Here is a 21595-nt window from a genome sequence, read left to right as displayed (position 1 = left end):
GGCGCCGCCTCTACCGCAGTCCTCCCGATCTTGACTCCAGCACCCCCAAAAGACCGACGGTCCGCCCCGCGGCCCGCCGGCCCATCGCGTTCCCGCGCGCTCGGCATGCGTTCCGCGCCACGGCCTGCCCCGGAACAGCCCATCGACAGCCTCGGCTATGCGCTCGCACGGGCGACCGAACTGGTCGCCGGCGTGATCGACGGCGCCAACCTGACCGAGGCCTTCGAGCGCATGCAGGCCGAGCACCCCGAGTGGCCGGAAGGCACGCGCGGCGCGGTGCGCGACCTGGCCTGGTCCACCCTGCGCGACTATGGGCGCGGCGACGCGATCCTCGCCCACCTGCTGCATAGCCCGCCGCCGGTGGAGATCCGCGCGCTGCTGCTGCTCGCCCTGCAGCGCCTGATGCAGCGCCCGGAGCAGGCGCACACCGTGGTCGATCAGGCCGTGGGCGCGACCGCGGTGGCGATGCCCGGCCTGCGCAACCTGGTCAATGGCGTGCTCCGCAATGCCTTGCGCCGTCAGCCCGAGTGGCAGGGCTGGATCGAGTCCGAGGCCCAGGCCCGCCATGCCTTTCCGGCCTGGTGGGTGGAGCGCGTGCGCCGCTCGCATCCGCAGGCCTGGCAGGAGCTGCTCGCCGCCGGCAATACCCGTCCGCCCATGGCCTTGCGGGTCAATCCGTGCCGCGCCACGCTGCCCGAGGTCGAGGCCGCGCTTGCCGACGCCGGGCTGGAATGTCGTCGTCTCGACAACGACGCGCTGGTGCTGGCACGTCCGCTGGCGGTCGCCCGGCTGCCCGGTCATGCCGAAGGGCGACTCTCGGTGCAGGACGCCGGAGCGCAGTGGGCGGCCCGGCTGCTCGGCGCACAGGACGGCGAGCGCGTGCTCGATGCCTGCTCCGCTCCCGGCGGAAAGACCGCACACATCCTGGAGCGCGCCGACGCAGACCTGCTCGCGCTGGAACTCGACCCCGTGCGGGCCGGGCGCGTGGAGCGCAACCTCGCGCGCCTCGGCCTGCGCGCCGAGCTGAAGGTCGCCGACTGCCGCCGCCTGGCCGCGTGGTGGGACGGTCGTCCCTTCGACCGCATCCTCGCCGACGTGCCGTGCTCGGCCTCCGGCGTGGTGCGCCGCCATCCCGACATCAAGTGGCTACGTCGGGATGCCGACATTGCCAACTTTGCCGCACAGCAGGCCGAAATCCTGGAGGCCCTTTGGCGCACGCTCGCCCCGGGTGGCACAATGCTCTACGTCACCTGCTCGGTGTTCGACGAGGAAAACGCCGGCCAGGTCGCGCGCTTCTGCCTCCGTCATGCGGACGCCGAGCGTCTCCCGATCCGCGGAAATCCAGACCTGCAGCTGCTGCCTTGTGCCGACCATGACGGCTTCTATTACGCGCTCCTCCGCAAGCGGCCCTGAGCGTGCCGTCCGCTTCGTCGTCGGCGCGTTGTTCGCGCTGTTCGCGTTGCTCGCTCAGGCCGAGAGCATCATCCGTAGCGCGGAGATCGTGCCGGGGGACGGCGGTTACGTGCTCAACGCCGACATCGAGATCGATCTCAACCCGCGCCTGATCGACGCCGTCACGCGCGGGGTCTCGCTCTACTTCACCACCGAGGTGTTCATCGAGCGCCCGCGCTGGTACTGGCTCAATGAGACGGTGGCACGCCGTAGCCTCGACTATCGCCTCTACTACCACGCCATCACCCGCAGCTACCGGCTCTCGGTCGGCAATCTGCACCAGAATTTCGACGAACTCGATGCGGCGCTGCGCACCATGCAGCGCGTGCGCAACTGGCTGGTAGCGGAGACCGGCGTCCTCCAGGCCGGCGTCTCGCACGAAGTCTCGCTGCGCTTCCGGCTCGACACCAGCCAGCTGCCGAAGCCCTTCCAGGTCACCGCGATCGGCAGCAGCGACTGGAACGTCGAGACCGAGTGGGTGCGCTGGACCTTCCTGCCGGGCGCGCCAGGGTTCCGATGAAGCGCGTCCTGCTCGCCGTCGCCGCTGCGCTGGCCGGGATCTCGCTGTTCCTGCTCGCCTCCGCGAGCTCCAACACCACCCTGTTCGCCACCAGCTACCCCTGGCTGCTTGCGCTCAACGGCGGCATGGCGGTGGTGCTCGCGGCCCTGGTCGGGATGCAGCTGCACCGTCTGGTGCGGGAGCATCGCGAGGGGCAGTTCGGCTCCCGGCTCAAGATGCGGCTGGTGCTCATGTTCGCGCTGATGGGGGTGGTGCCTGGGTTGGTGATCTACGGTGTGTCGCTGCAGTTCGTGGTGCGCAGCATCGAGTCCTGGTTCGACGTACGGGTGGATTCGGCACTCGAGGGCGGGATCGCGCTCGGACAGAACGCGCTCGACTACCTGGTCAGCCAGGTGCGCGACAAGTCCGACGACATGGTGCTCGAGCTGGAGGGGGCGGGGCAGGGCGCAGGCACCCGCCTCAACCGCCTGCGCGAACAGGCCGGGATCGCCAGCGCGAGCATCCTCGCTCCCGGCGGCCAGGTCCTCGCGACGGCGGCGGAGTCGGGGCGGGCGCTGTTGCCCGACCTGCCAGGCGCGGCCGAGCTGCGCCAGGCCCGCCAGAGCCGCCACTTCCACTCGGTGATCGCCGAGCCCGATGGACGGCTGGTCATCCGCGTGCTCACCCCGATCCCGCTGCGCACGCTGGCGGGCGAGGCCAACCTGCTGCTGCTGCAGCAGCCGGTCCCCGAGTCCTTCAGCCGGAACGCCGAGGCGGTGCAGGAGGCGTATCGCGAGTACCAGCAGCTCACGCTGGGGCGCAGCGGGCTCAAGCGCATCTATACCGTCACGCTGAGTCTGACCCTGTTGCTCGCGCTGCTGGGCGCACTTGCGGTCGCCGTGCTGATCGCGCGCCGGCTGGCGCAGCCGTTGCTGATCCTGGCCGAGGGCACGCAGGCGGTGGCGCAGGGCGACTTCAGCCCGCGCCAGGCCTTGCCGGCGAACGACGAACTCGGCGTGCTGACGCAGTCCTTCAACCGCATGACGCGCCAGCTCCAGGAAGCACGCGGCGCCGCCGACCGCAATCGCGCCGAGGTCGAGGCGGCGCGCGCCTACCTCGAGTCGGTGCTCGCCAACCTGTCGACCGGCGTGCTCGCCTTCTCGGCCGACGGCCATCTGCGCGCAGCCAACCATGGCGCGCTGCAGATCCTGGAGGACGACCTTGCCGGCTTCGAGGATATCCCGCTCGAGGCCTGGCCGCGCCAGACCGAGCTCGGCCATCTGCTGCACGAGGGCTTCGCCGCCAACGCGGGGGACTGGCAGAAGCAGATGGAGCTGGTGGTCAAGGACCGTCCGCCGCGCACCCTGCTGATCCATGGCTCGCGCCTGCCGGAGAGCACCGGTGGTGGCCTGGTGGTGGTGTTCGACGACATCTCCAGCCTGATCGCCGCGCAGCGCACCGCGGCCTGGGGCGAGGTCGCACGCCGCCTCGCGCACGAGATCAAGAACCCGCTCACGCCGATCCAGCTCTCGGCCGAGCGCCTCGCCTTCAAGCTCGCCGACCGCCTGGACGACAGCGGGCGCGAGATGCTCGAGCGTGCGACCACCACGATCGTGAACCAGGTCGAGGCGATGAAGAACCTCGTCAACGCCTTCCGCGACTACGCTCGCCTGCCGGCGCCCCTGCTCGCGCCGCTCGATCTCAACGGCCTGATCCGCGAGGTGCTTCACCTCTACGAGAGCGCCGCGGTGCGCATCCGCACCGAGCTGGGCAGCACCTTGCCCCCCGCGCAGGGGGATCCGACGCAGATCCGGCAGGTGATCCACAACATGCTGCAAAATGCACAGGACGCTCTGTCGGCCCAGGAAGACGGCGAGATCGTGGTGATCACCCGCCGCGACGGCGAGAACGCGCTGCTGCTGTTCCGCGACAACGGCCCGGGTTTCCCGGCCGAGGTCCTGTCGCGTGCCTTCGAGCCCTATTTCACCACCAAGTCGCGTGGCACGGGCCTGGGCCTGGCGATGGTGAAGAAGATCGTGGACGAGCACGGCGGCGAGGTCCGCCTGAGCAACCGCGAGGGCGGCGGCGCCGAGGTGCGCATCCGCCTGCGGCTGGCCGAAAACAAGGAAGCATGACGAAGAAAAATGGCAAAGATTCTGATCGTTGACGACGAAATCGGCATCCGCGAACTGCTCTCGGAGATCCTCCGCGACGAGGGCCACGACATTCTGCTCGCCGAGAACGCCACCGCGGCGCGCGCCGCCCGCAACGCGGTGCGTCCCGACATGGTGCTGCTCGACATCTGGATGCCCGACACCGACGGCATCACCCTGCTCAAGGAGTGGGCGGCCAACGGCCAGCTCAACATGCCGGTGGTGATGATGTCGGGACACGGCACCATCGACACTGCGGTCGAGGCCACGCGCATCGGCGCGATCGACTACCTCGAAAAGCCGATCGCGCTGCAGAAGCTGCTCGCCGCGGTCAAGCGCGGCCTGCAGCGCCCGCAGGCGCCCGGCGTGCAGTCGGCGCCCACGCTCGCCGCCTTCCATCGCTCGGTGCCGCTGCGCGAGCTGCGCCGCCGGCTCGAGCAGATCGTCGGCAGCTCGCGCGTGCTGCTGCTGCGCGTCGGTGCGGGTTCGCTCGCCGAGCTGGTCGCGCGCAGCGTGCAGCCGGCCAACGCGCCCTGGCTCGATCTCGCCGCGGTCACCGCGCCGCTCGACATCAACCAGCTGCAGGCGACCCAGGGCGGCGTGCTGTTCGTCGGCGAGCTCGCCCGCCTGTCGCGCGCGCAGCAGAAGAACCTCGCCTTCGCGCTCGACCGCCTCGAGCGCTACGACCTGCGCCTGGTGGTGGCCACCGACCGCAGCCTGGAGGCGCTGGTGGGCGAGGGCTGGGAAGAGGGCCTGCTCGCCCGCCTCTTCGAGGTGAGCCTCGCGCCGCCGTCGATCGCCGACGTGCGCGAGGACCTGCCCGAGCTCGCCAGCCAGATGCTGCTGCACCTGGTCGAGGCCGGCGAGGTGCCGCTGCGCCGCTTCTCCACCGCGGCGCTCAACCAGCTGCGCAACCTGCCGTGGCCGGGTGGCTACCCGGAGCTGCGCGCCGCGGTGAAGTCGCTCGCGCTCGGCACGCTGGAGGAGGAGATCGGCGCCGGCGAGGTGCGGCGCCTGCTGCCGCCGGATCTCGGCGCCGGCGCCTGCGGGGTGTCGCTCGACCAGCCGCTGCGCGAGGCGCGCGAGGCCTTCGAGCGCATGTACTTCGAGCACCACCTCCGCCTCGAGGGCGGCAACATGACGCGCCTGGCGGAGAAGACCGGCCTGGAGCGCACCCACCTCTACCGCAAGCTCAAGCAGCTCGGCCTGCAGGCCGGGCGGCGGCACGAGGAGTTCTGAGCGGGGCGGCCGGGTCCGGTTAGCCAGGGCCCGGGCATCCGGGGGTTGCTGCGGCGCAACGTCGGCGCTTGCCGGGGCGGGTGGGGGGCGTAGAATCGGCGCCTTGGACACTTCCGGATACAGCGTTGAAGATCATCATTCTGGGCGCGGGCCAGGTCGGCGCCTCGGTGGCCGAGAACCTCGTCTCCGAAGCCAACGACATCACCCTGGTCGATACCAGCGAGGAGTATCTCGCCGCGCTGCGCGAGCGCCTCGAGATCCGCACCGTGTGCGGCAACGGCGCCTCGCCGCGGGTGCTGCGCGAGGCCGGGGCGGATGACGCCGACCTGCTCATCGCGGTCACCCAGTCCGACCAGACCAACCTGTGCGCCTGCCGCATCGCCAAGGCGCTGTTCAACCTGCCGACGCGGATCGCGCGCCTGCGCTCCACCGACTACGTCGACCATCCCGAGCTGCTCAACGACGACAACTTCGCGGTCGACTTCTCCATCTGCCCCGAGCAGGTCGTCACCGATTACATCAAGCGCCTGATCGCCTTCCCCGAGGCGCTGCAGGTGCTCGAGTTCGCCGACGGCGTGGTCAGCCTGATCTGCGTGCGCGCCTTCGAGGGCGGGCCGCTGGTCGGCCATCCGCTCAAGGCGCTGCGTTTCCACCTGCCCAACGTCGAGGTGCGCATCGCCGCGATCTACCGCAACGGCGAACCGATCATGCCCGAGGGCGACACCATCATCCTGCCGGGCGACGAGGTGTTCTGCCTCGCCGCCACGGTGCACATCCGCCAGGTCATGCGGGAGCTGCGCCGCTCCGACCGGCCGATGCGGCGGATCATGATCGCGGGTGGCGGCAACATCGGCTTCCGGCTCGCGCAGTCGATCGAGGAGAACCACCACGTCAAGATCCTCGAGCTCAACCGCACGCGCGCCGAGATGCTCGCCTCGCAGCTGTCGAACGCGCTCGTGCTGCGCGGCGACTCCACCGACGAGAAGCTGCTCGAGACCGAGGGCATCGACGAGACCGACCTCTTCGTCGCGCTGACCAACGACGAGGAGGACAACATCATGTCCGCCTCGCTCGCCAAGCGCATGGGCGCGCGTCGCACACTCGCGCTCATCAACCGCAAGAGCTATGTCGACCTGGTGCAGGGCGGGCCGATCGACATCGCGATCTCGCCCGCGCACACCTCGATCGGCACGCTGCTGGCCCACGTGCGCCGTGGCGACGTGGTGGCGGTGCACAGCCTGCGCCGCGGTGCCGCCGAGGCGCTGGAGATCATCGCCCACGGCAGCAGCAAGGACTCCAAGGTGGTCGGCCGTCCGATCGAGCAGGTTCCGCTGCCCCGCGGCACGAGCATCGCCGCGGTGGTGCGCGACGAGCGCAACGAGGAGGGCAGGGTGGTCCGCCGCGAGGTGATCATCCCGCACCACGACACGGTGATCCGCGAGGACGACCACGTGATCGTGTTCTGCACCAACAAGAAGCTGGTGCAGAAGGTGGAGAAGCTGTTCCAGGTCGGGTTCCACTTCCTCTGACATGTCGTCCGACGCCCGCGCCCGCGCGTACTACCCCGCGCTCAACGCCCTCGGCCTGATCATCATGATCTTCGGCCTGCTGATGAGCTTTCCGCTCATCGTGTCGGCCGCGCTGGGCGACGGCGCGACCCTGGCCTACGACCAGGGCCTGTTCGTCACCTTCGTCGCCGGCCTGCTGCTGTGGGTGGCGACGCGCAGCAAGCGGCGCGACCTGCGGGTGCATGATGGCTTCCTGCTGGTGGCCGCGACCTGGGTGGTGCTGCCGATCTTCGGTGCGCTGCCCCTGCTCGCCTACATCCCCGACCTCGGCTTCACCGACGCCTACTTCGAGGCCGTGTCCGGCCTGACCGCGACCGGCGCCACCGTGTTGAGCGGGCTCGAGCACCTGCCGATCTCGATCAACCTGTGGCGAACCTTCATGCACTGGGTGGGTGGCATGGGGGTGATCGTGCTGGTGGTCGCGATCCTGCCGCTGCTGGGCATCGGCGGACGCCAGCTCTACAAGGCCGAGGTGCCGACGCCGATGAAGGACTCCAGCCTGACTCCGCGCATCGCGGAGACGGCGAAGGGGCTGTGGCTGACCTACGTGCTGCTGACGGTCGCCTGCGGCTTCAGCCTGTGGTGGGTCGGGCTGGAGCCGTGGGATGCGGTGATCCACGCCTTCTCCGTCGCCGGCCTGGGCGGCTTCTCGAACCGCGACGCCTCGCTCGGTCATTTCGACAGCGTGGGGGTGGAACTGGTCACGATCGGTTTCGCGCTGCTGGCCGGGCTCAACTACGCCACCCACTACCTCGCGCTGGTGAGGCGATCCGCGGCGCCTTATCGGCGCGACCCCGAGATCCCTTTCTATTTCGGCGTGCTCGCGCTGTCCACGGCGATGCTCACCGTGTACCTGCTCGCCCAGGGTGTCTTCACCGACGTCGGCGAGGCCCTCCGCTACGTGGCCTTCCACGTCGTGTCGATCTCGACCTCGCTCGGGCTCGCCACCCACGACTACACGCTGTGGCCGATGTTCGCGCAGATCTGGATCCTCTTCCTCGGCAGCTTCGTCGCGTGCTCGGGCTCCACCGGCGGCGGCATCAAGATGATGCGCGCGATGATCCTGTACAAGCAGGTGTTCCGCGAGATCGTGCGCTCCCTGCACCCGAACGCGGTGCGGCCGGTGCGCATGGGCAGGAACCCGGTGCCCGAGAACATCCTGCATGCGGTGCTCGGCTTCAGCTTCATGTACATGGTGAGCATCGTCAGCCTGACCCTCGTGCTGTCGGCCGCCGGACTGGAGCTGGTGACGGCGTTCTCGGCGGTCGTGGCCTGTCTCAACAACACCGGCCCGGGGCTGGGCCTGGTCGGCCCGGCGTCGAACTACCAGGCGCTGGGGGACTTCCACAAGTGGGTGCTGTGCTTCGCGATGATCCTCGGCCGCCTGGAGATCTTCACCTTCCTGGTCGTGCTCACCCCCACGTTCTGGCGGCGTTGAGCGGACTTGCCAGCGCTGCTTGACCGACGACAAGCCCGTTCGGGGCCCGGACAGGCGATAATCCCGCCTTGTGCATGAACGCCCCGATAGAGGACTCGACGTGAGCCGCCTGAAGAACGACACCTTCCTGCGCGCCCTGCTGCGCCAGCCGACCGAATACACCCCCGTCTGGCTGATGCGCCAGGCCGGCCGTTATCTCCCCGAATATTGCGAGACGCGCAAGCGCGCCGGCAGCTTCCTGCAGCTGTGCAAGAGCCCGGCGATGGCCTGCGAGGTCACCCTGCAGCCGCTCGCCCGCTACGATCTTGACGCCGCGATCCTGTTCTCGGACATCCTCACCGTGCCCGACGCCATGGGCCTGGGCCTGTACTTCGCCGAGGGCGAAGGCCCGCGCTTCGAGCGTCCCCTCAGGGACGAGTGGGAGATCCGCAACCTCAGCGCGCCCGACCCCCACGCCGAGCTGCAGTATGTGATGGACGCGGTGGCCGAGATCCGCCGCGCGCTCGACGGCAGCGTGCCGCTGATCGGCTTCTCGGGCAGCCCGTGGACCTTGGCCTGCTACATGGTCGAGGGCGGCTCCTCCGACGATTACCGCAAGGTCAAGTCGCTGGCCTACAGCCGCCCCGACCTGATGCACCACATCCTCGAGGTCACCGCGCAGGCGGTGGTGAAGTACCTCAACGCGCAGATCGAGGCCGGCGCGCAGGCGGTGATGGTGTTCGACTCCTGGGGTGGCGTGCTGTCCGAGGCGGCGTACCGCGAGTTTTCGCTGCGCTACCTGGAGCAGGTCGTCGCCGGCCTGATCCGCGAGCGCGACGGCCAGCGCGTGCCCAGCATCGTGTTCACCAAGGGCGGCGGCCTGTGGCTGGAGTCGATCGCCGCGATCGGCTGCGACGCCGTCGGCCTCGACTGGACCATGGACATCGGTCGCGCGCGTCGCCTCGTGGGTGACAAGGTGGCGCTGCAGGGCAACCTCGACCCCAACGTGCTGTTCGCCCCGCCCGAGGCGGTCGCGACGGAGACGCGCCGGGTGCTGGACGCGTTCGGCAACCATCCGGGGCACGTCTTCAACCTAGGTCACGGCATCTCGCAGTACACCCCGCCGGAGAGCGTGAGCGTGCTGGTCGACACGGTGCACGCGCACAGCCGGGCGATCCGCGCCGGTGCCTGAGGCTTACGGAGGGGGCGTGCGGCGTACGACAGGCCTCCGCCCCCGCCTGTCAAGCGCGAAATCGTGTTTTCCGGGCTTGACTTATGCACATTCCGCGGTTTCGGCCAGTGGGCACGACCCAAAACGGGCCCTTATCCAAGGTTTTACATAAGGCATTGAAAATAAAGGGAAAAAAATTCGCGCAATGTTAAGGCATTGTGACGAAAACCCTTACGTGGCGCAGGTTTGAGCGCGATTCACCCAGCTTTCCCACATACTTATCCACAGGTTTTGTGGACAAGCGGAAAGCCCTATTTCCAGCCAGCCACTTGCCTCCCGTTTCCTCGATCCGCTCTCATCGAATCGGCGCAAGCGTTTGACTCCAAAGCGGTTTTTTCCAGCCCCTGCCGCCCCATGGCCATCGTCCGTGTCGCACTGCCCCTCCCGCTTCCGCAAGTCTTCGATTACACGGCCGAGGATGCGGGTGTGGAGGACGTCGGACGCTGCGTGAAGGTCCCCTTCGGACGTGGCGAACGCACCGGCCTGATCGTCGGCCTCGGCGAACAGGCGGGGGTGGAGATTGCGCGCCTGAAGGCCGTGCTGCACATCCAGCGCGGCGTGCCGCCGCTGCCTGCGGACTGGCTCGAACTGGTCGCCTTCGTCGCGCGCTATTACCACGCGCCGCTCGGCGAGGTGGTCGCGCTCGCGCTGCCGCCGGGGCTGCGTCGCGCCGACGGGGTCAGCGACGAGGACGAGGACCCGTTGCTGGGCATCGCGGCCGAGGGGCGCGAGGCGCTTGCACCCGGGAGGCGGGCGAGCCGGGCGCTGGCCTTGTTGCAGGCGCTCGCCGAGGAGGCGGGGCCGTGGCGGCGCAGCGTGATCCGCGCCCGCGACGGCGGCGAGGCGGTAGGCGAGCTGCTGCGGCGCGGCTGGCTGGAGATCGTCGCCGATCCTGGCGCGCGCCATGAGGCGGGTGCGCAGCCGCTGGCCACGCCGGAGCAGGCGGCCGCGGTGGAGGCGATCGTCGGCGCCGGGATGCGCTTCCGGCCGTGGCTGCTGCATGGCGTGACCGGCAGCGGCAAGACCGAGGTCTATCTGCGCCTCGCCGCGCATGCGCTCGAGCAGGGCCGCCAAGTGCTGATGCTGGTCCCGGAGATCGCGCTCACGCCGCAGCTCGAGCAGCGCGTGGCGCAGCGCTTCGCCGCCGCCAACGTGGTCAGCCTGCATTCCGCGCTCGCCGACGGTGCCCGCTCGCGCGGCTTCGTGCAGGCGCTCAGCGGTCGCGCCGACATCGTGCTCGGCACCCGGCTGGCGGTGTTCGCGCCGCTGCCGCGGCTGGGACTGATCCTGGTCGACGAGGAGCACGACGCCTCGTACAAGCAGCAGGAGGGGGTGCGCTACTCGGCCCGTGACGTCGCGGTGTGGCGCGCGCGCCAGCGCGACGTGCCGGTGGTGCTCGGCTCGGCCACGCCTTCCCTGGAGAGCTGGTATCACGCGAAAAGCGAGCGCTACGCGCTGCAGGGCCTGAGCCGGCGTGCGGTGGCGGCCACGCTGCCCGCCGTGCGCTGCATCGACACGCGCCGGATCAAGCTCGACGAGGGCCTCAGCCCGGCGCTGCACGCGGCGATTGCGCAGCGCCTGGAACGCGGCGAGCAGAGCCTGGTCTTCCTCAACCGCCGCGGCTACGCGCCGGTGCTGTCGTGTCCGTCCTGCGGCTGGGTGAGCCGCTGCCCGCATTGCTCCGCCAACCTCGTGGTGCACCTCGCCGACCGCCGCCTGCGCTGCCATCACTGCGGCTGCGACGGGCCGATCCCGCACGCCTGCCCGAGCTGCGGCGACCAGGACATCCAGCCCTTCGGCCGTGGCACCCAGCGTATCGAGGCCCGCCTCGCCGAGCTCTTCCCGCAGGCGCGGGTGCTGCGCGTGGATCGTGACGCGGCGCGCACGCGCAGCCAGTGGGAGAAGCTGCTCGACACCATCGCCGCCGGCGAGGCCGACCTCCTCGTCGGCACGCAGATGATGGCCAAGGGGCACGACTTCCCCAAGCTCACGCTGGTCGGGGTGGTGGGGGCGGACGCCTCGCTGCATGCCGCGGACTTCCGCGCCCCCGAGCGCCTGTTCCAGCAGCTGATGCAGGTCGGCGGCCGCGCGGGCCGTGGCGAGCTGCCCGGCGAGGTGCTGATCCAGACCGAATACCCGATGCACCCGCTCTACCTGCAACTCGCGAAGCACGACTTCGACGCCTTCGCCCGCATGGCCCTGCAGGAGCGCCGCGCCGCGGGCTTCCCGCCCTTCACCCACCAGGCCATGCTGCGCGCCGACGCGCCGGCGCTCGAGGACGCGGTGGAATTCCTGCGCCACGCCCGCCGGCTCGCCGAGGAGCGCGCGCCCGAGGGGCTGCGGCTGTACGACCCGGTGCCCATGCGCATGACCCGGCTCGCCCGCCGCGAACGCGCGCAGCTGCTCGTCGAGTCCGACCAGCGCGGCCCGCTGCAGGCCTTTCTCGCCGATTGGGTCGCGGTGCTCTACCGCCAGCGCACCGCGCGCGAGCTGCGCTGGCAGCTGGATGTGGATCCGCTGGAGGTGTGAGGCCTCGGCGACGGCTTCGGGAGGCTGTCGGGCGTCCCGCCGCCCTGTTCGCGCCTGCCGGCGCTCCTACAGGAACCACCGCGCGTCCCGCCCTCCCTGTGGAGCTGCGGCAGCTGCGAACGGGGCGACCCCGCAATCGACGCGGGTGCGGAATTCCGCCGGCAGCCTTCGCGCCTTCCGGCGCTCCTACAGGAACCACCGCGCGTCCCGCCCTCCCTGTAGGAGCTGCGGCAGCTGCGAACGTGGCGACCCCGCAATCGACGCGGGTGCGGAATTCCGCCGGCAGCCTTCGCGCCTTCCGGCGCTCCTACGGGAACCACCGCGCGTCCCGCCCTCCCTGTAGGAGCTGCGGCAGCTGCGAACGGGGCGACCCCGCAATCGACGCGGGTGCGGAATTCCGCCGGCAGCCTTCGCGCCTTCCGGCGCTCCTACGGGAACCACCGCGCGTCCCGCCCTCCCTGTAGGAGCTGCGGCAGCTGCGAACGGGGCGACCCCGCAATCGACGCGGGTGCGGAATTCCGCCGGCAGCCTTCGCGCCTGCCGGCGCTCCTACGGGAACCACCGCGCGTCCCGCCCTCCCTGTAGGAGCTGCGGCAGCTGCGAACGGGGCGACCCCGCAATCGACGCGGGTGCGGAATTCCGCCGGCAGCCTTCGCGCCTGCCGGCGCTCCTACGGGAGACCGCGGCGTTTTCGCGCGTAGGCGTATGTAGGAGCGGCGGCAGCCGCGAACATGCGCTCGATCGCATTCTCTGCTGCCGCGCTCACTCCGGCGGCCACAGCCAGGCGGCCCCGCGCACGCCCGAGGCGTCGCCGTGCCGTGCGGGCAGCAGGCGGGTGCAGACGGTGTCGGAGAACACGTGCGCGGGCCACAGCCGGGGCACATTCTGGTACAGGCGCGCGACCTGCGACAGGCCGCCGCCGAGCACGATCACCTCGGGGTCGAGCAGGTTGATCACGCCCGCGAGCGCACGCGCGAGCCGCGCCTCGTAGCGTTCGAGGCTGGCCTGGCTGGCGCGCTCGCCGGCAGCGGCGCGACGGGCGATGCTTGCGGCGTCGACCGGCTCGCCGCCGTGGCGCAGATGATCGGCGGCCAGGCCCGGGCCGGAGAGGTAGGTCTCGATGCAGCCGGCGCGTCCGCAATAGCAGGCCGGCAGGGGGAGGTCGTCGGCGGCGGGCAGCGGCAGCGGGTTGTGGCCCCACTCGCCTGCCACCGCGTTGGCCCCGACCAGCAGCCTGCCGTCGACGACGATGCCGCCGCCCACCCCGGTGCCGAGGATGGCCGCGAACACGGTCCGCGCGCCCGCGCCGGCACCGTCCGCGGCCTCGGACATGGCCAGGCAGTTGGCGTCGTTGGCGAGGCGGAGCGGCCGGCGGAGCAGGGCTTCGAGGTCCTGCTGCAGCGGCTGGCCGTTCAGGCAGGTGGAGTTGGCGTTGCGGATGCGGCCGTCGCGGGGCGAAGGCGAGCCGGGCGTGCCGATGCCGACGCGGGCGCTCGCGCCGGTCCGGTGCTCGGCTTCCTCCACGAGCGCGGCGATCGCGCGCAGGGTGCCGGCGTAGTCGCCTTGCGGGGTCGGCACCCGGCGCCGCCAGCGCTCCTGGCCGCCGGCATCCAGGACCACCAGCTCGATCTTGGTGCCGCCGAGGTCGATGCCGATGCGCGTCCCCATGCCGTGACGGGCGGCTTCAGCCGATGCGCTCGACCGCGTCGCGGTAGCGCTCCACCGCCTCCTCGCGGGTGCGCGAGCTGACGCCGAGGTCGCGCACCAGTCCGTCCTGCAGGCTGTAGCACCAGCCGTGCACGGTGACGCCCTGGCCGCGCTGCCAGGCCTCGCGCAGCACCGAGGTCTGGCATACGTTCACCACCTGGTGCATGGCGTTGAGCTCGCACAGGCGGTCGGCGCGCTCGGACGGTTCGGTGAAGCGCTCCAGGCGGTCGATGTGGCGGTCGCGCACGTCCTGGATGTGGCGCAGCCAGTTGTCGGTGAGGCCGGTCTTGTTGTCGTTCATCGCCGCCTTTACGCCGCCGCAGCCGTAGTGGCCGACGATGAGGATGTGCTTTACGCGCAGGATCTCGACCGCGTAGTGGATGACCGAGAGTGCGTTGAGGTCGGTATGCACGACCACGTTGGCGATGTTGCGATGCACGAAGACCTCGCCCGGTGCGAGCCCGATCACCTGGTTCGCCGGCACCCGGCTGTCGGAGCAGCCGATCCAGAGGTATTCCGGCGACTGCTGGTTGACCAGGCGGGTGAAGAACTCGGGGTCCTCCGAGTGCATGCGCTCGGACCAGGTCTTGTTGTTGGCGAAGAGGTGCTCGATCGACTGGGACATGGTGTGTGCAGGCCTGGAATGCAGTAATGCGTAATTATGTCCGCGCCGGCCGGCGGCGGCCAGCCTCCGACACGCCGGGCACGCGCCACCGGGGATCGTCTCGCCGCAGCGCCGGTCGAATCGTTACAGCGTGTCAGCCGCGCTTGAAGCACCACCGTCCATCCCCAAACTGCAAGCTTTCCCCTGCGGAGTCGCTCCATGAACCTGAACCCCCAGCAAGCCCGTTCCCTCGTCGCCATCTGCCTGCACGCGGCCTTCGCCGACGGCCACCAGGGGGCGGAGGAGCGCGAACAGGTGCGCAAGGTCGCTGAATCGCTCGGTCGCGAGGCGGAGATCGACTTCATCGCGCTCTACCAGGACGTGCTGCTGGGCCGGCTCGAGCTGGCGGCGGCGGTGGCCGGGCTGGACGACCCAAACCTGCGCCAGCTCGCCTTCGAGCTGGCGGTTGGGGTGTGCGAGGCAGATGGCGGGCTGGATGAGCGCGAGAAGGATTTCCTCCAGCGCCTGTCGGGCCTGCTGGAGCTCTCCCGGCCGGCTGCGGATAGCTTCGTGCGCGAGGCGGAAGCGCTCGGCCAGGCACCGGCCGACGGGCCGCTCGCAGGGCTGCCGGGCCTGGACGAGGTCGAGCCGGCGGCTGCGTCGTCCGCGGCCGCGCCGGATAGGGCGGAACTCGACCGGACCATCCTGAATGCGTCGATCCTCAACGGCGCGCTCGAGCTGTTGCCGCAGTCGATGGCCTCGATGGCGATCATTCCCTTGCAGCTGCGCCTCGTGTATCGCATCGGCCAGGCGCACGGCTACGAGCTCGACCGCGGCCACATCAAGGACTTCCTCGCCGCCGCGGGCGTGGGCATGACCGGACAGTACGTCGAGCAGTTCGGCCGCCGGCTGATCGGCGGCCTGCTCGGCAAGGTGCTGGGCGGGGCCGGGCGGGCGGTCGGCAGCCAGGCCACCGGCTCGGCCTTCTCCTTCGCCACCACCTGGGCGATCGGCAAGGTCGCGGTGCAGTACTACGGGGGCGGCCGCAAGCTCGATACCGACGCGCTGCGCCAGGCCTTCGCCGGGCTGTTCGAGCAGGCGAAGGCGATGCAGGAGCGCTACGCCCCCGAGATTGCGCAGCGTGCCCGCACGCTCGACCTGAAGCGCCTGACGGACGAACTGCGGCGCTGAGCGGGGAAGGGCGTCGCGAGGGTGGTTTCACGTGGAACCACCCTCGGGAAGGATTTCAAGGGGGCACATGGCACGCGGCGGAGAGCTCCGCCGGGCTGGCGCATCGGTGCCATTGCGCGGCGTACGTCCGACCCGCTGCGGAGCCGTGCCCTGGCGGTGGAGTGTGGCGCTCCTTCCCAGGGTGCTTACACAAGACTCCGGAATGTGGAATCCTGTAGCCCCCAACTCCCTTTCTCGAGATTTCCATGAAGATCACGCCCGCTCCCCTGCTCACCTTGTCCAACGGTGTCGAGATGCCACGGCTCGGCCTCGGCACCTGGCCGATGAACGATGCCGAGGCCGCCGGGACGGTCGCGCTCGCGCTCGACATGGGCTATCGCCTGATCGATACCGCCGAGAACTACGAGAACGAGCGCGGCGTCGGCGAAGGCATCCGCCGCTCCGGCGTCGCGCGCGGCGAGCTCTTCGTCACCACCAAGTTCAACCGCAAGTGGCACAGCGTCGAGGGCGCGCGCCAGGCCTGCGAGGCCAGCCTGGCGCGCCTCGGCCTGGACTACATCGACCTCTTCCTGGTGCATTGGCCCAATCCGGACCAGGGCCGCTACGTGGAGGCCTTCGAAGGCCTGGTGAAGCTGCAGGAGGCCGGCCTGGTGCGTGCGATCGGCACCTCGAACTTCAAGCCCGCCCACCTGCAGCAGCTGTTCGACCGTGGCCTGTGCCCGCAGGTGAACCAGATCCACCTCGACCCCTGGCATGCGCGCGCCGACCACATCGAGGTGCACAAGGCGCGCGGTATCGTCACCGAGTCCTGGAGCCCGCTCGGACGCGCCAATGCGATGCTGGGCGACCCGGCGATCCTCGACGTGGCGCGCCGTCACGGTCGTAGCCCGGCTCAGGTGATCCTGCGCTGGCATACCCAGCTCGGCTACGTGCCGATCCCGAAGTCGTCCAACCCGCAGCGCCTTGCCGAGAACCTCGACGTGTTCGGCTTCGAGCTCGGTGCCGAGGAGCTTGCCGCGATCAGCGCGCTCGACCGCCCCGATCCGGAGATGCTGGATTCGGACGTGTTCGGGCACTGAGATCCGTCGCCGCGACGGGGCGAATGGCACGGGGCCCCGGTGCCGCACGCGGTCGCTTGCGAGCGACCGCGTCGGAGGCTTCCCTGCTCCCCCGGGTCCGGCCGACAGGATCGGGGCGCCTCAGCGCGCATCCGGCTGTGCGGCCGGAGCCGCGCGGCGGAAGGCGTCGAGCTCGGCGCAGGCGCGGTCGATGGCCACGATCCTGGGATACGGCTCCAGGTCGACCTTGAAGCGGCGAGCGCTCTCGACCTGCGGGACCAGGTAGACGTCGGCGATCGTCGGCGCATCGCCGAAGCAGAAGGCGCCGCGCCGCTCGTCCGCCGCCAGCAGCTCCTCGAGCGCGTCGAAGCCGGCCTGGATCCAGGTGCCGCACCACGCCTCCACGGCCGCCTCGTCGCAGTGCAGCGTCTTCTTCAGATACTCGAGGATGCGGCGGTTGTTGATGGGATGGATGTCGCAGCCCACGATCGCCGCCAGCGCCCGCACCCTGGCACGGTCATCCGCGCCGGCGGGCAGCAGGGGCGGGTTCGGATAGCGCTCCTCCAGCCACTCGATGATCGCCGGCGACTGGGTCAGCGTGAGCTCGCCGGTGACGAGCGCCGGCACCAGCGCCTGCGGATTCAGTGCCCGGAAGGCGGCACCGAGGTGCTCCTCGGTGCGCAGGTCGACCGCGACGTATTCGTACTCGATCCCCTTCAGGTTCAGCGCGATGCGCAGGCGGTGCGAGGTGCCGCTGCGGAAGAAGTTGTGGAGCTTCATCGCGTGCGTACCTCAGTCGCGGGCGAGGCAGTTGGTGACGTTCCAGCCGTACAGCCATTCCATCGCGTCATAGAAACGCTCGGGCGTGCGGCCGCGCCACAGGTCGTTGCGCACGAGGCGCTCGACGCCCTTGGCGTGGTAGATGCGGCCCATCTCGCGCGAGGACAGCACGATGCGCGCGGTGCGGGCGACGCGGGAGCGCTGGTAGAGGTCGAAGGCCTTGACGAAGTCATTGTCATTGACGCGCAGCGCCTCTCCGAGCGTGACGGCGTCTTCCATCGCCATGCATGCGCCCTGGGCCATGTACTGGGTGGTGGGATGGGCGGCGTCGCCGAGGAGGGTGACGCGACCGAAGGTCCATTGCCCGATCGGCTCGCGGTCGGCGGTGGCCCAGCGCTTCCAGGACTTCGGCAGCTCGATCAACTGCCGGGCCTTCGGGCAGATGCCCTGGAAGTAGCTCTGCACTTCCTCCTTGCTGCCTTCGGTGACTCCCCATTCCTCCTGCTCGCGCGAATGGAAGGTCACGACCACGTTGTACTGCTCGCCGCCGCGCAGCGGGTAATGCACCAGGTGGCAGTTGGGGCCGACCCAGATGCTCGCCGCGTTCCAGCGCAGGTCCTCGGGAAAGTCCTCCTTGTCCACCACGGCGCGATACACGACATGGCCGGTGACGCGGGCGGGATCGCCGACGAACTGCTCGCGAACGACCGACTTGACGCCGTCGGCGCCGATCAGCGCCACGCCCTTGTGCGCGTTGCCGTGCTGGTCGAAGACGGTGACGCTGTGTTCGTCCTGCTCGATGCGCACGACGCGGGTCGAGGTCAGGAACTCGACCCGCCCGGTTTCCTGCGCGCCTTCGAGCAGGGACAGGTGGACGTCGGCGCGGTGGATGACCGCGTAGGGGTTGCCGAAGCGCTTGATGAAGGCCTCGTCGGTGGGGATCTTGCCGACCTGGTACTCATCGATCGCGTCGTGCATCACCATATAGTCGGTATAGACCGCGCGCGCGCGCGCCTTGTCGCCGATGCCGAGCGCGTCGAAGGCGTGGAAGGCGTTGGGGCCGAGCTGGATGCCCGCGCCGATCTCGCCGATTTCGGGTGCCTGTTCGAGCACCTTCACCTTGAAGCCGCGGTTGACCAGCGCGAGCGCGGCGGCGAGGCCGCCGATGCCGCCGCCGGCGACGAGAACGGGAAGGTTTTGCTGGGATGCCTGGTTCGTCATGTCTCTCTCCTCCATTGGAATGGGTGCGTGCGAGGCCGCGCTTGCGCGGCTGCGCTTATTCGGCCGCGCCGATGTTCAGGCTGACTTCGCCGATACCCTCGACCGTGCCGGTGATGCGGTCGCCGCTCACCACCGCGCCCACACCCTCCGGGGTGCCGGTGTAGATCAGGTCGCCCGGCTGGAGGTGGTAGAACTTGGACAGGTCGGCGATGAGCTCACGCAGGTCCCAGATCAGCATGGAGAGGTCGGACGATTGCCTGGTCTCGCCATTGACCTTCAGGTCGATCGCGCCCTTCTGCAGCACACCGAGGCCGGCGGCCGGGACGAGTTCGGTGCACACCGCCGACTTCTCGAAGTTCTTGCCGAGGTCCCACGGCCGCCCCTGTTCGCGGGCGACCAGCTGCAGGTCGCGGCGGGTCATGTCGAGGCCGGCGGCATAGGCGTAGATCAGCTGGTCGGCGTCGGCTTCGGAGATGCGGAAGCCTTCCTTGCCGATCGCCACGACGAGTTCCATCTCGTAGTGGTAGTTCGAGGATCCGGTGGGGTAGGGCACCGTCGCACCGGACTCGACCAGGGTCGAGGCGTCCTTCATGAAGTAGAAGGGCTTCATCGTGGCCTTGTCGACCGGGCGGCCCATCTCGACGGCGTGAGCGTGATAGTTGCGGCCCACGCAGAAGATGCGCTTGACTGGATACCGGCCTTCCTTGCCACGCACGGGCAGCGAATACACGGGTGAAGGCGGGAACAGGTAGTTGCTTGCGGACATGGAGGTTCTCCTGGATCGTTGGGTGTGGGGTCAGGCGCGGACTTCGTAGACGCCGAGCTTCTTGTGCAGGGGGCTCTCGTCTGCGACGAAGAGGAATGCGGGTGCGTCTTGCGAGAGGTTCTTCAGGGTGACCGGCTCGTAGCCCGGCGCGCAGCAGGTGTCGGCCGCGGCGAGCCTGAACTGCTTGTCCTCGACCGCCACTTCGGCTCCCCCCTCGATCAGGTGGAACATCATGGCCGGCGAGCGTGCGGGCAGGTTCAGCGTCTCGCCCGGGCGCAGCATCAGCGCGGAGAAGCCGAGAATGTTCTGGCAGTCCGAGCCGGTCTCGGGGTTCACGTAGGCGACCTGCACCGCCTCCACATCGGGGCTGGCCTCGGCGAGGCTCAGCAGCGCGGCACGGGCATCCGCCCAGGGATAGCGCAGCATCGGGTAGCGGCGGGCGCTGCCGCGGGAGAACACCGGCGAGGGCACGATGCCGCCGCGGGCATAGCCGCGCTCGAGGCGGGTGGCGGTGATCTCCTGCTCCTTGCCCTCGATCGCATAGGAAGTCTCGGTGTAATAGACCAGCGGCAGGTCGAGCACGTCGAGCCAGATCACGGGCTGGTCGCCGTCGTGGCCATGCTCGTGCCACAAGCCGGTCGGGGTGAGGATCAGGTCGCCGCGGCTCATCGGGCACTTCTCGCCATCGACGGTCGTGTAGGCGCCTTCGCCTTCGACGATCATGCGCACCGCGTTCGGGGTATGCCGGTGCGCGGGCGCCCATTCGCCCGGCTGGAGCAGTTGCATGCCGAGATAGATCGACGCGCTCGCCTGCATCTTCTCCAGGCCGTGGCCAGGGTTGGCGAGCACCAGCACGCGGCGCTCCGCCTTCTCGATCGGGGTCAGCTCGCCGGCCTGGATCAGCAGCGGGCGTAGCGCCGCGTACGCCCACATCGTCGGCCGGGTGCGCCGAGCGGGGATCCCTGGGGGCAGGACCGAGCGCAGGCTGGGCCACAGCGGCACCAGATTCTGTGCGTCGAGGGACTCGCGGTAGGCGAGCGGCAGATCATCCAGACGACCAAGTTCCTGCATTGCTGACTCCTCCATCGGGTTGTCGTGACCGGCCTGGCGACGATGCTTTGAGCTGGATCAAAGCGCCTGGCCTGACGTTGTGATGAAGGGAAATTTATAGATCGATAAACCTACGGTCCAGGCAATGCATGGAATACTATCGATTCGAATTTCGAATAATGGTCGAACGATGAACACGCCCGATCTTCGTCTTCTGCAGGTTTTCGAGGCGATCCACAAGACGCGCAGCGTGAGCCGTGCCGCCGACGCGCTCGAGCTCGGCCAGCCTGCGGTCAGCATCGCGCTCGGCAAGCTGCGCGAGCACTTCTCGGACCCCTTGTTCGTGCGCACCTCGGGGGGAATGGAGCCCACGCCCCTGGCGGAGGAGCTCTTGCAGCCGATCCGCAAGGCGCTCGACGCGCTCGAGGCCGCGTTCGGTCATCGCAGCGTCTTCGATCCCGCGACTTCGATACGCCGGTTCCGCATCGCCATGACGGACATCACCCACCTGGTTCTGCTGCCGCGCCTGTGGAGGGCACTGCGTGCAGTCGCGCCCGGCGTCCGCATCGACATCGCTCCCCTGGGCGACGATACCGGCCGGGAGCTGGAGTCCGGTGAAGCCGACCTCGCCGTCGGCTTCATCCCGGCCCTCGAGGCCGGCTTCTATCAGCAGGCCCTCTTCCGCCAGAACTATGTCTGCCTCGCCAGCGCGGACCATCCCCGCATCCATGGCGGCCTCACGCGTGCGCAATTCGAGGCCGAAGACCACGCGGTCTTCCGTGCCACCGGCACGGGGCATCATGTCATCGAGCAGGAGATCGCCCGCCTGGGCATCGAGCGTCGGATCGTCCTGGACATCCCCAACTTTCTCGGGGCCGCCTTCATCGTCGAACACACCGACCTGTTGATGACGGTGCCGCGGCGCCTGGGCGAGCTGTTGCGTGGGCGTGGCGAGTTCAGCGTCCTGCCGGTGCCTTTTCCCCTGCCGGAGTACACCGTCAAGCAGCATTGGCACGCGCGCTTCCACCACGACCCGGGCAATCGCTGGTTGCGCGGCGTGATCGCCGGGCTGGTGTCGGAATCCACGAACTGAAGGGTGGCGGTGCGGCGTGCGGTCCCTCGCCGCCCAG

At 69.6% G+C, this 21595-nt stretch carries 17 protein-coding genes; 11 read left to right on the top strand and 6 right to left on the bottom strand.

Annotated elements, in window-relative coordinates:
- Positions 1–105: 105 nt before the first annotated feature.
- From rsmB to C667_RS04180, 8 genes are all read left to right on the top strand, one after another.
- On the top strand, positions 106–1413 hold the full coding sequence (gene rsmB, locus C667_RS04215; protein ID WP_004357585.1) for a 16S rRNA (cytosine(967)-C(5))-methyltransferase RsmB: 1308 nt from the start codon (positions 106–108) through the stop codon (positions 1411–1413).
- Positions 1373–1972, top strand: coding sequence for a DUF4390 domain-containing protein (locus C667_RS04210; protein ID WP_211207658.1), 600 nt, complete (start codon positions 1373–1375; stop codon positions 1970–1972). Before rsmB ends, C667_RS04210 begins: the two co-directional genes overlap by 41 nt.
- Positions 1969–4086: a sensor histidine kinase gene (locus tag C667_RS04205; protein ID WP_004357582.1), complete on the top strand. Its 2118-nt coding sequence runs from the start codon at positions 1969–1971 to the stop codon at positions 4084–4086. The genes C667_RS04210 and C667_RS04205 overlap by 4 nt, the downstream gene beginning before the upstream one ends.
- A 9-nt stretch (positions 4087–4095) precedes the next feature.
- A complete protein-coding gene (locus C667_RS04200) occupies positions 4096–5343 on the top strand; it encodes a sigma-54-dependent transcriptional regulator (RefSeq protein WP_004357578.1) in 1248 nt (415 codons plus the stop codon).
- A 125-nt stretch (positions 5344–5468) separates the two neighbouring features.
- Complete coding sequence (gene trkA, locus C667_RS04195; protein WP_004357576.1) at positions 5469–6872, top strand: Trk system potassium transporter TrkA; 1404 nt, start codon at positions 5469–5471, stop codon at positions 6870–6872.
- A gap of 1 nt (position 6873) precedes the next feature.
- Positions 6874–8349 carry a TrkH family potassium uptake protein gene (locus C667_RS04190; RefSeq protein WP_004357573.1) on the top strand — a complete coding sequence of 492 codons (1476 nt, stop codon included), beginning with the start codon at positions 6874–6876 and terminating at the stop codon, positions 8347–8349.
- A gap of 100 nt (positions 8350–8449) precedes the next feature.
- Entirely contained in the window at positions 8450–9520 is a 1071-nt protein-coding gene (gene hemE / locus C667_RS04185) for a uroporphyrinogen decarboxylase (protein ID WP_004357571.1), read from the top strand.
- 393 nt (positions 9521–9913) lie between these two features.
- The gene (locus C667_RS04180; RefSeq protein ID WP_004357569.1) at positions 9914–12088 is read left to right on the top strand and encodes a primosomal protein N'; all 2175 of its coding nucleotides are present in this window, start codon (positions 9914–9916) and stop codon (positions 12086–12088) included.
- Between the two features lie 762 nt (positions 12089–12850).
- Here C667_RS04180 and C667_RS04175 read toward each other — a convergent pair.
- Together C667_RS04175 and can are read right to left on the bottom strand one after the other, a co-directional pair.
- Entirely contained in the window at positions 12851–13756 is a 906-nt protein-coding gene (locus tag C667_RS04175; protein ID WP_004357567.1) for an ROK family protein, read from the bottom strand.
- Positions 13757–13772: 16 nt separating this feature from the next.
- Positions 13773–14420, bottom strand: coding sequence for a carbonate dehydratase (gene can, locus C667_RS04170; RefSeq protein WP_004357566.1), 648 nt, complete (start codon positions 14418–14420; stop codon positions 13773–13775).
- Between the two features lie 198 nt (positions 14421–14618).
- Between can and C667_RS04165 the strand changes: the two genes are divergently transcribed.
- Together C667_RS04165 and C667_RS04160 are read left to right on the top strand one after the other, a co-directional pair.
- The gene (locus C667_RS04165; protein WP_004357564.1) at positions 14619–15590 is read left to right on the top strand and encodes a YcjF family protein; all 972 of its coding nucleotides are present in this window, start codon (positions 14619–14621) and stop codon (positions 15588–15590) included.
- Between the two features lie 245 nt (positions 15591–15835).
- Positions 15836–16669 carry an aldo/keto reductase gene (locus C667_RS04160; RefSeq protein ID WP_004357562.1) on the top strand — a complete coding sequence of 278 codons (834 nt, stop codon included), beginning with the start codon at positions 15836–15838 and terminating at the stop codon, positions 16667–16669.
- A gap of 120 nt (positions 16670–16789) precedes the next feature.
- On the opposite strand, the gene maiA is transcribed toward C667_RS04160, so the two are convergent.
- Genes maiA through C667_RS04140 form a run of 4 tightly spaced genes read right to left on the bottom strand, consistent with a single transcriptional unit; the run spans position 16790 to position 20486 of the window.
- Entirely contained in the window at positions 16790–17428 is a 639-nt protein-coding gene (maiA, locus tag C667_RS04155; protein WP_004357560.1) for a maleylacetoacetate isomerase, read from the bottom strand.
- A gap of 12 nt (positions 17429–17440) precedes the next feature.
- Positions 17441–18649, bottom strand: coding sequence for a 3-hydroxybenzoate 6-monooxygenase (locus C667_RS04150; RefSeq protein WP_004357558.1), 1209 nt, complete (start codon positions 18647–18649; stop codon positions 17441–17443).
- A 55-nt stretch (positions 18650–18704) separates the two neighbouring features.
- Complete coding sequence (locus C667_RS04145; protein WP_004357556.1) at positions 18705–19415, bottom strand: fumarylacetoacetate hydrolase family protein; 711 nt, start codon at positions 19413–19415, stop codon at positions 18705–18707.
- Positions 19416–19445: 30 nt separating this feature from the next.
- Positions 19446–20486, bottom strand: coding sequence for a cupin domain-containing protein (locus tag C667_RS04140; RefSeq protein WP_004357554.1), 1041 nt, complete (start codon positions 20484–20486; stop codon positions 19446–19448).
- A gap of 169 nt (positions 20487–20655) precedes the next feature.
- Here C667_RS04140 and C667_RS04135 point away from each other — a divergent pair, with 169 nt between their 5' ends.
- Positions 20656–21558: a LysR family transcriptional regulator gene (locus C667_RS04135; RefSeq protein WP_004357552.1), complete on the top strand. Its 903-nt coding sequence runs from the start codon at positions 20656–20658 to the stop codon at positions 21556–21558.
- Positions 21559–21595 lie beyond the last annotated feature (37 nt).

The organism is Thauera phenylacetica B4P (genome assembly GCF_000310225.1).
Lineage (GTDB): Bacteria > Pseudomonadota > Gammaproteobacteria > Burkholderiales > Rhodocyclaceae > Thauera > Thauera phenylacetica.
This window is presented reverse-complemented; position numbering and strand designations above follow the sequence as displayed.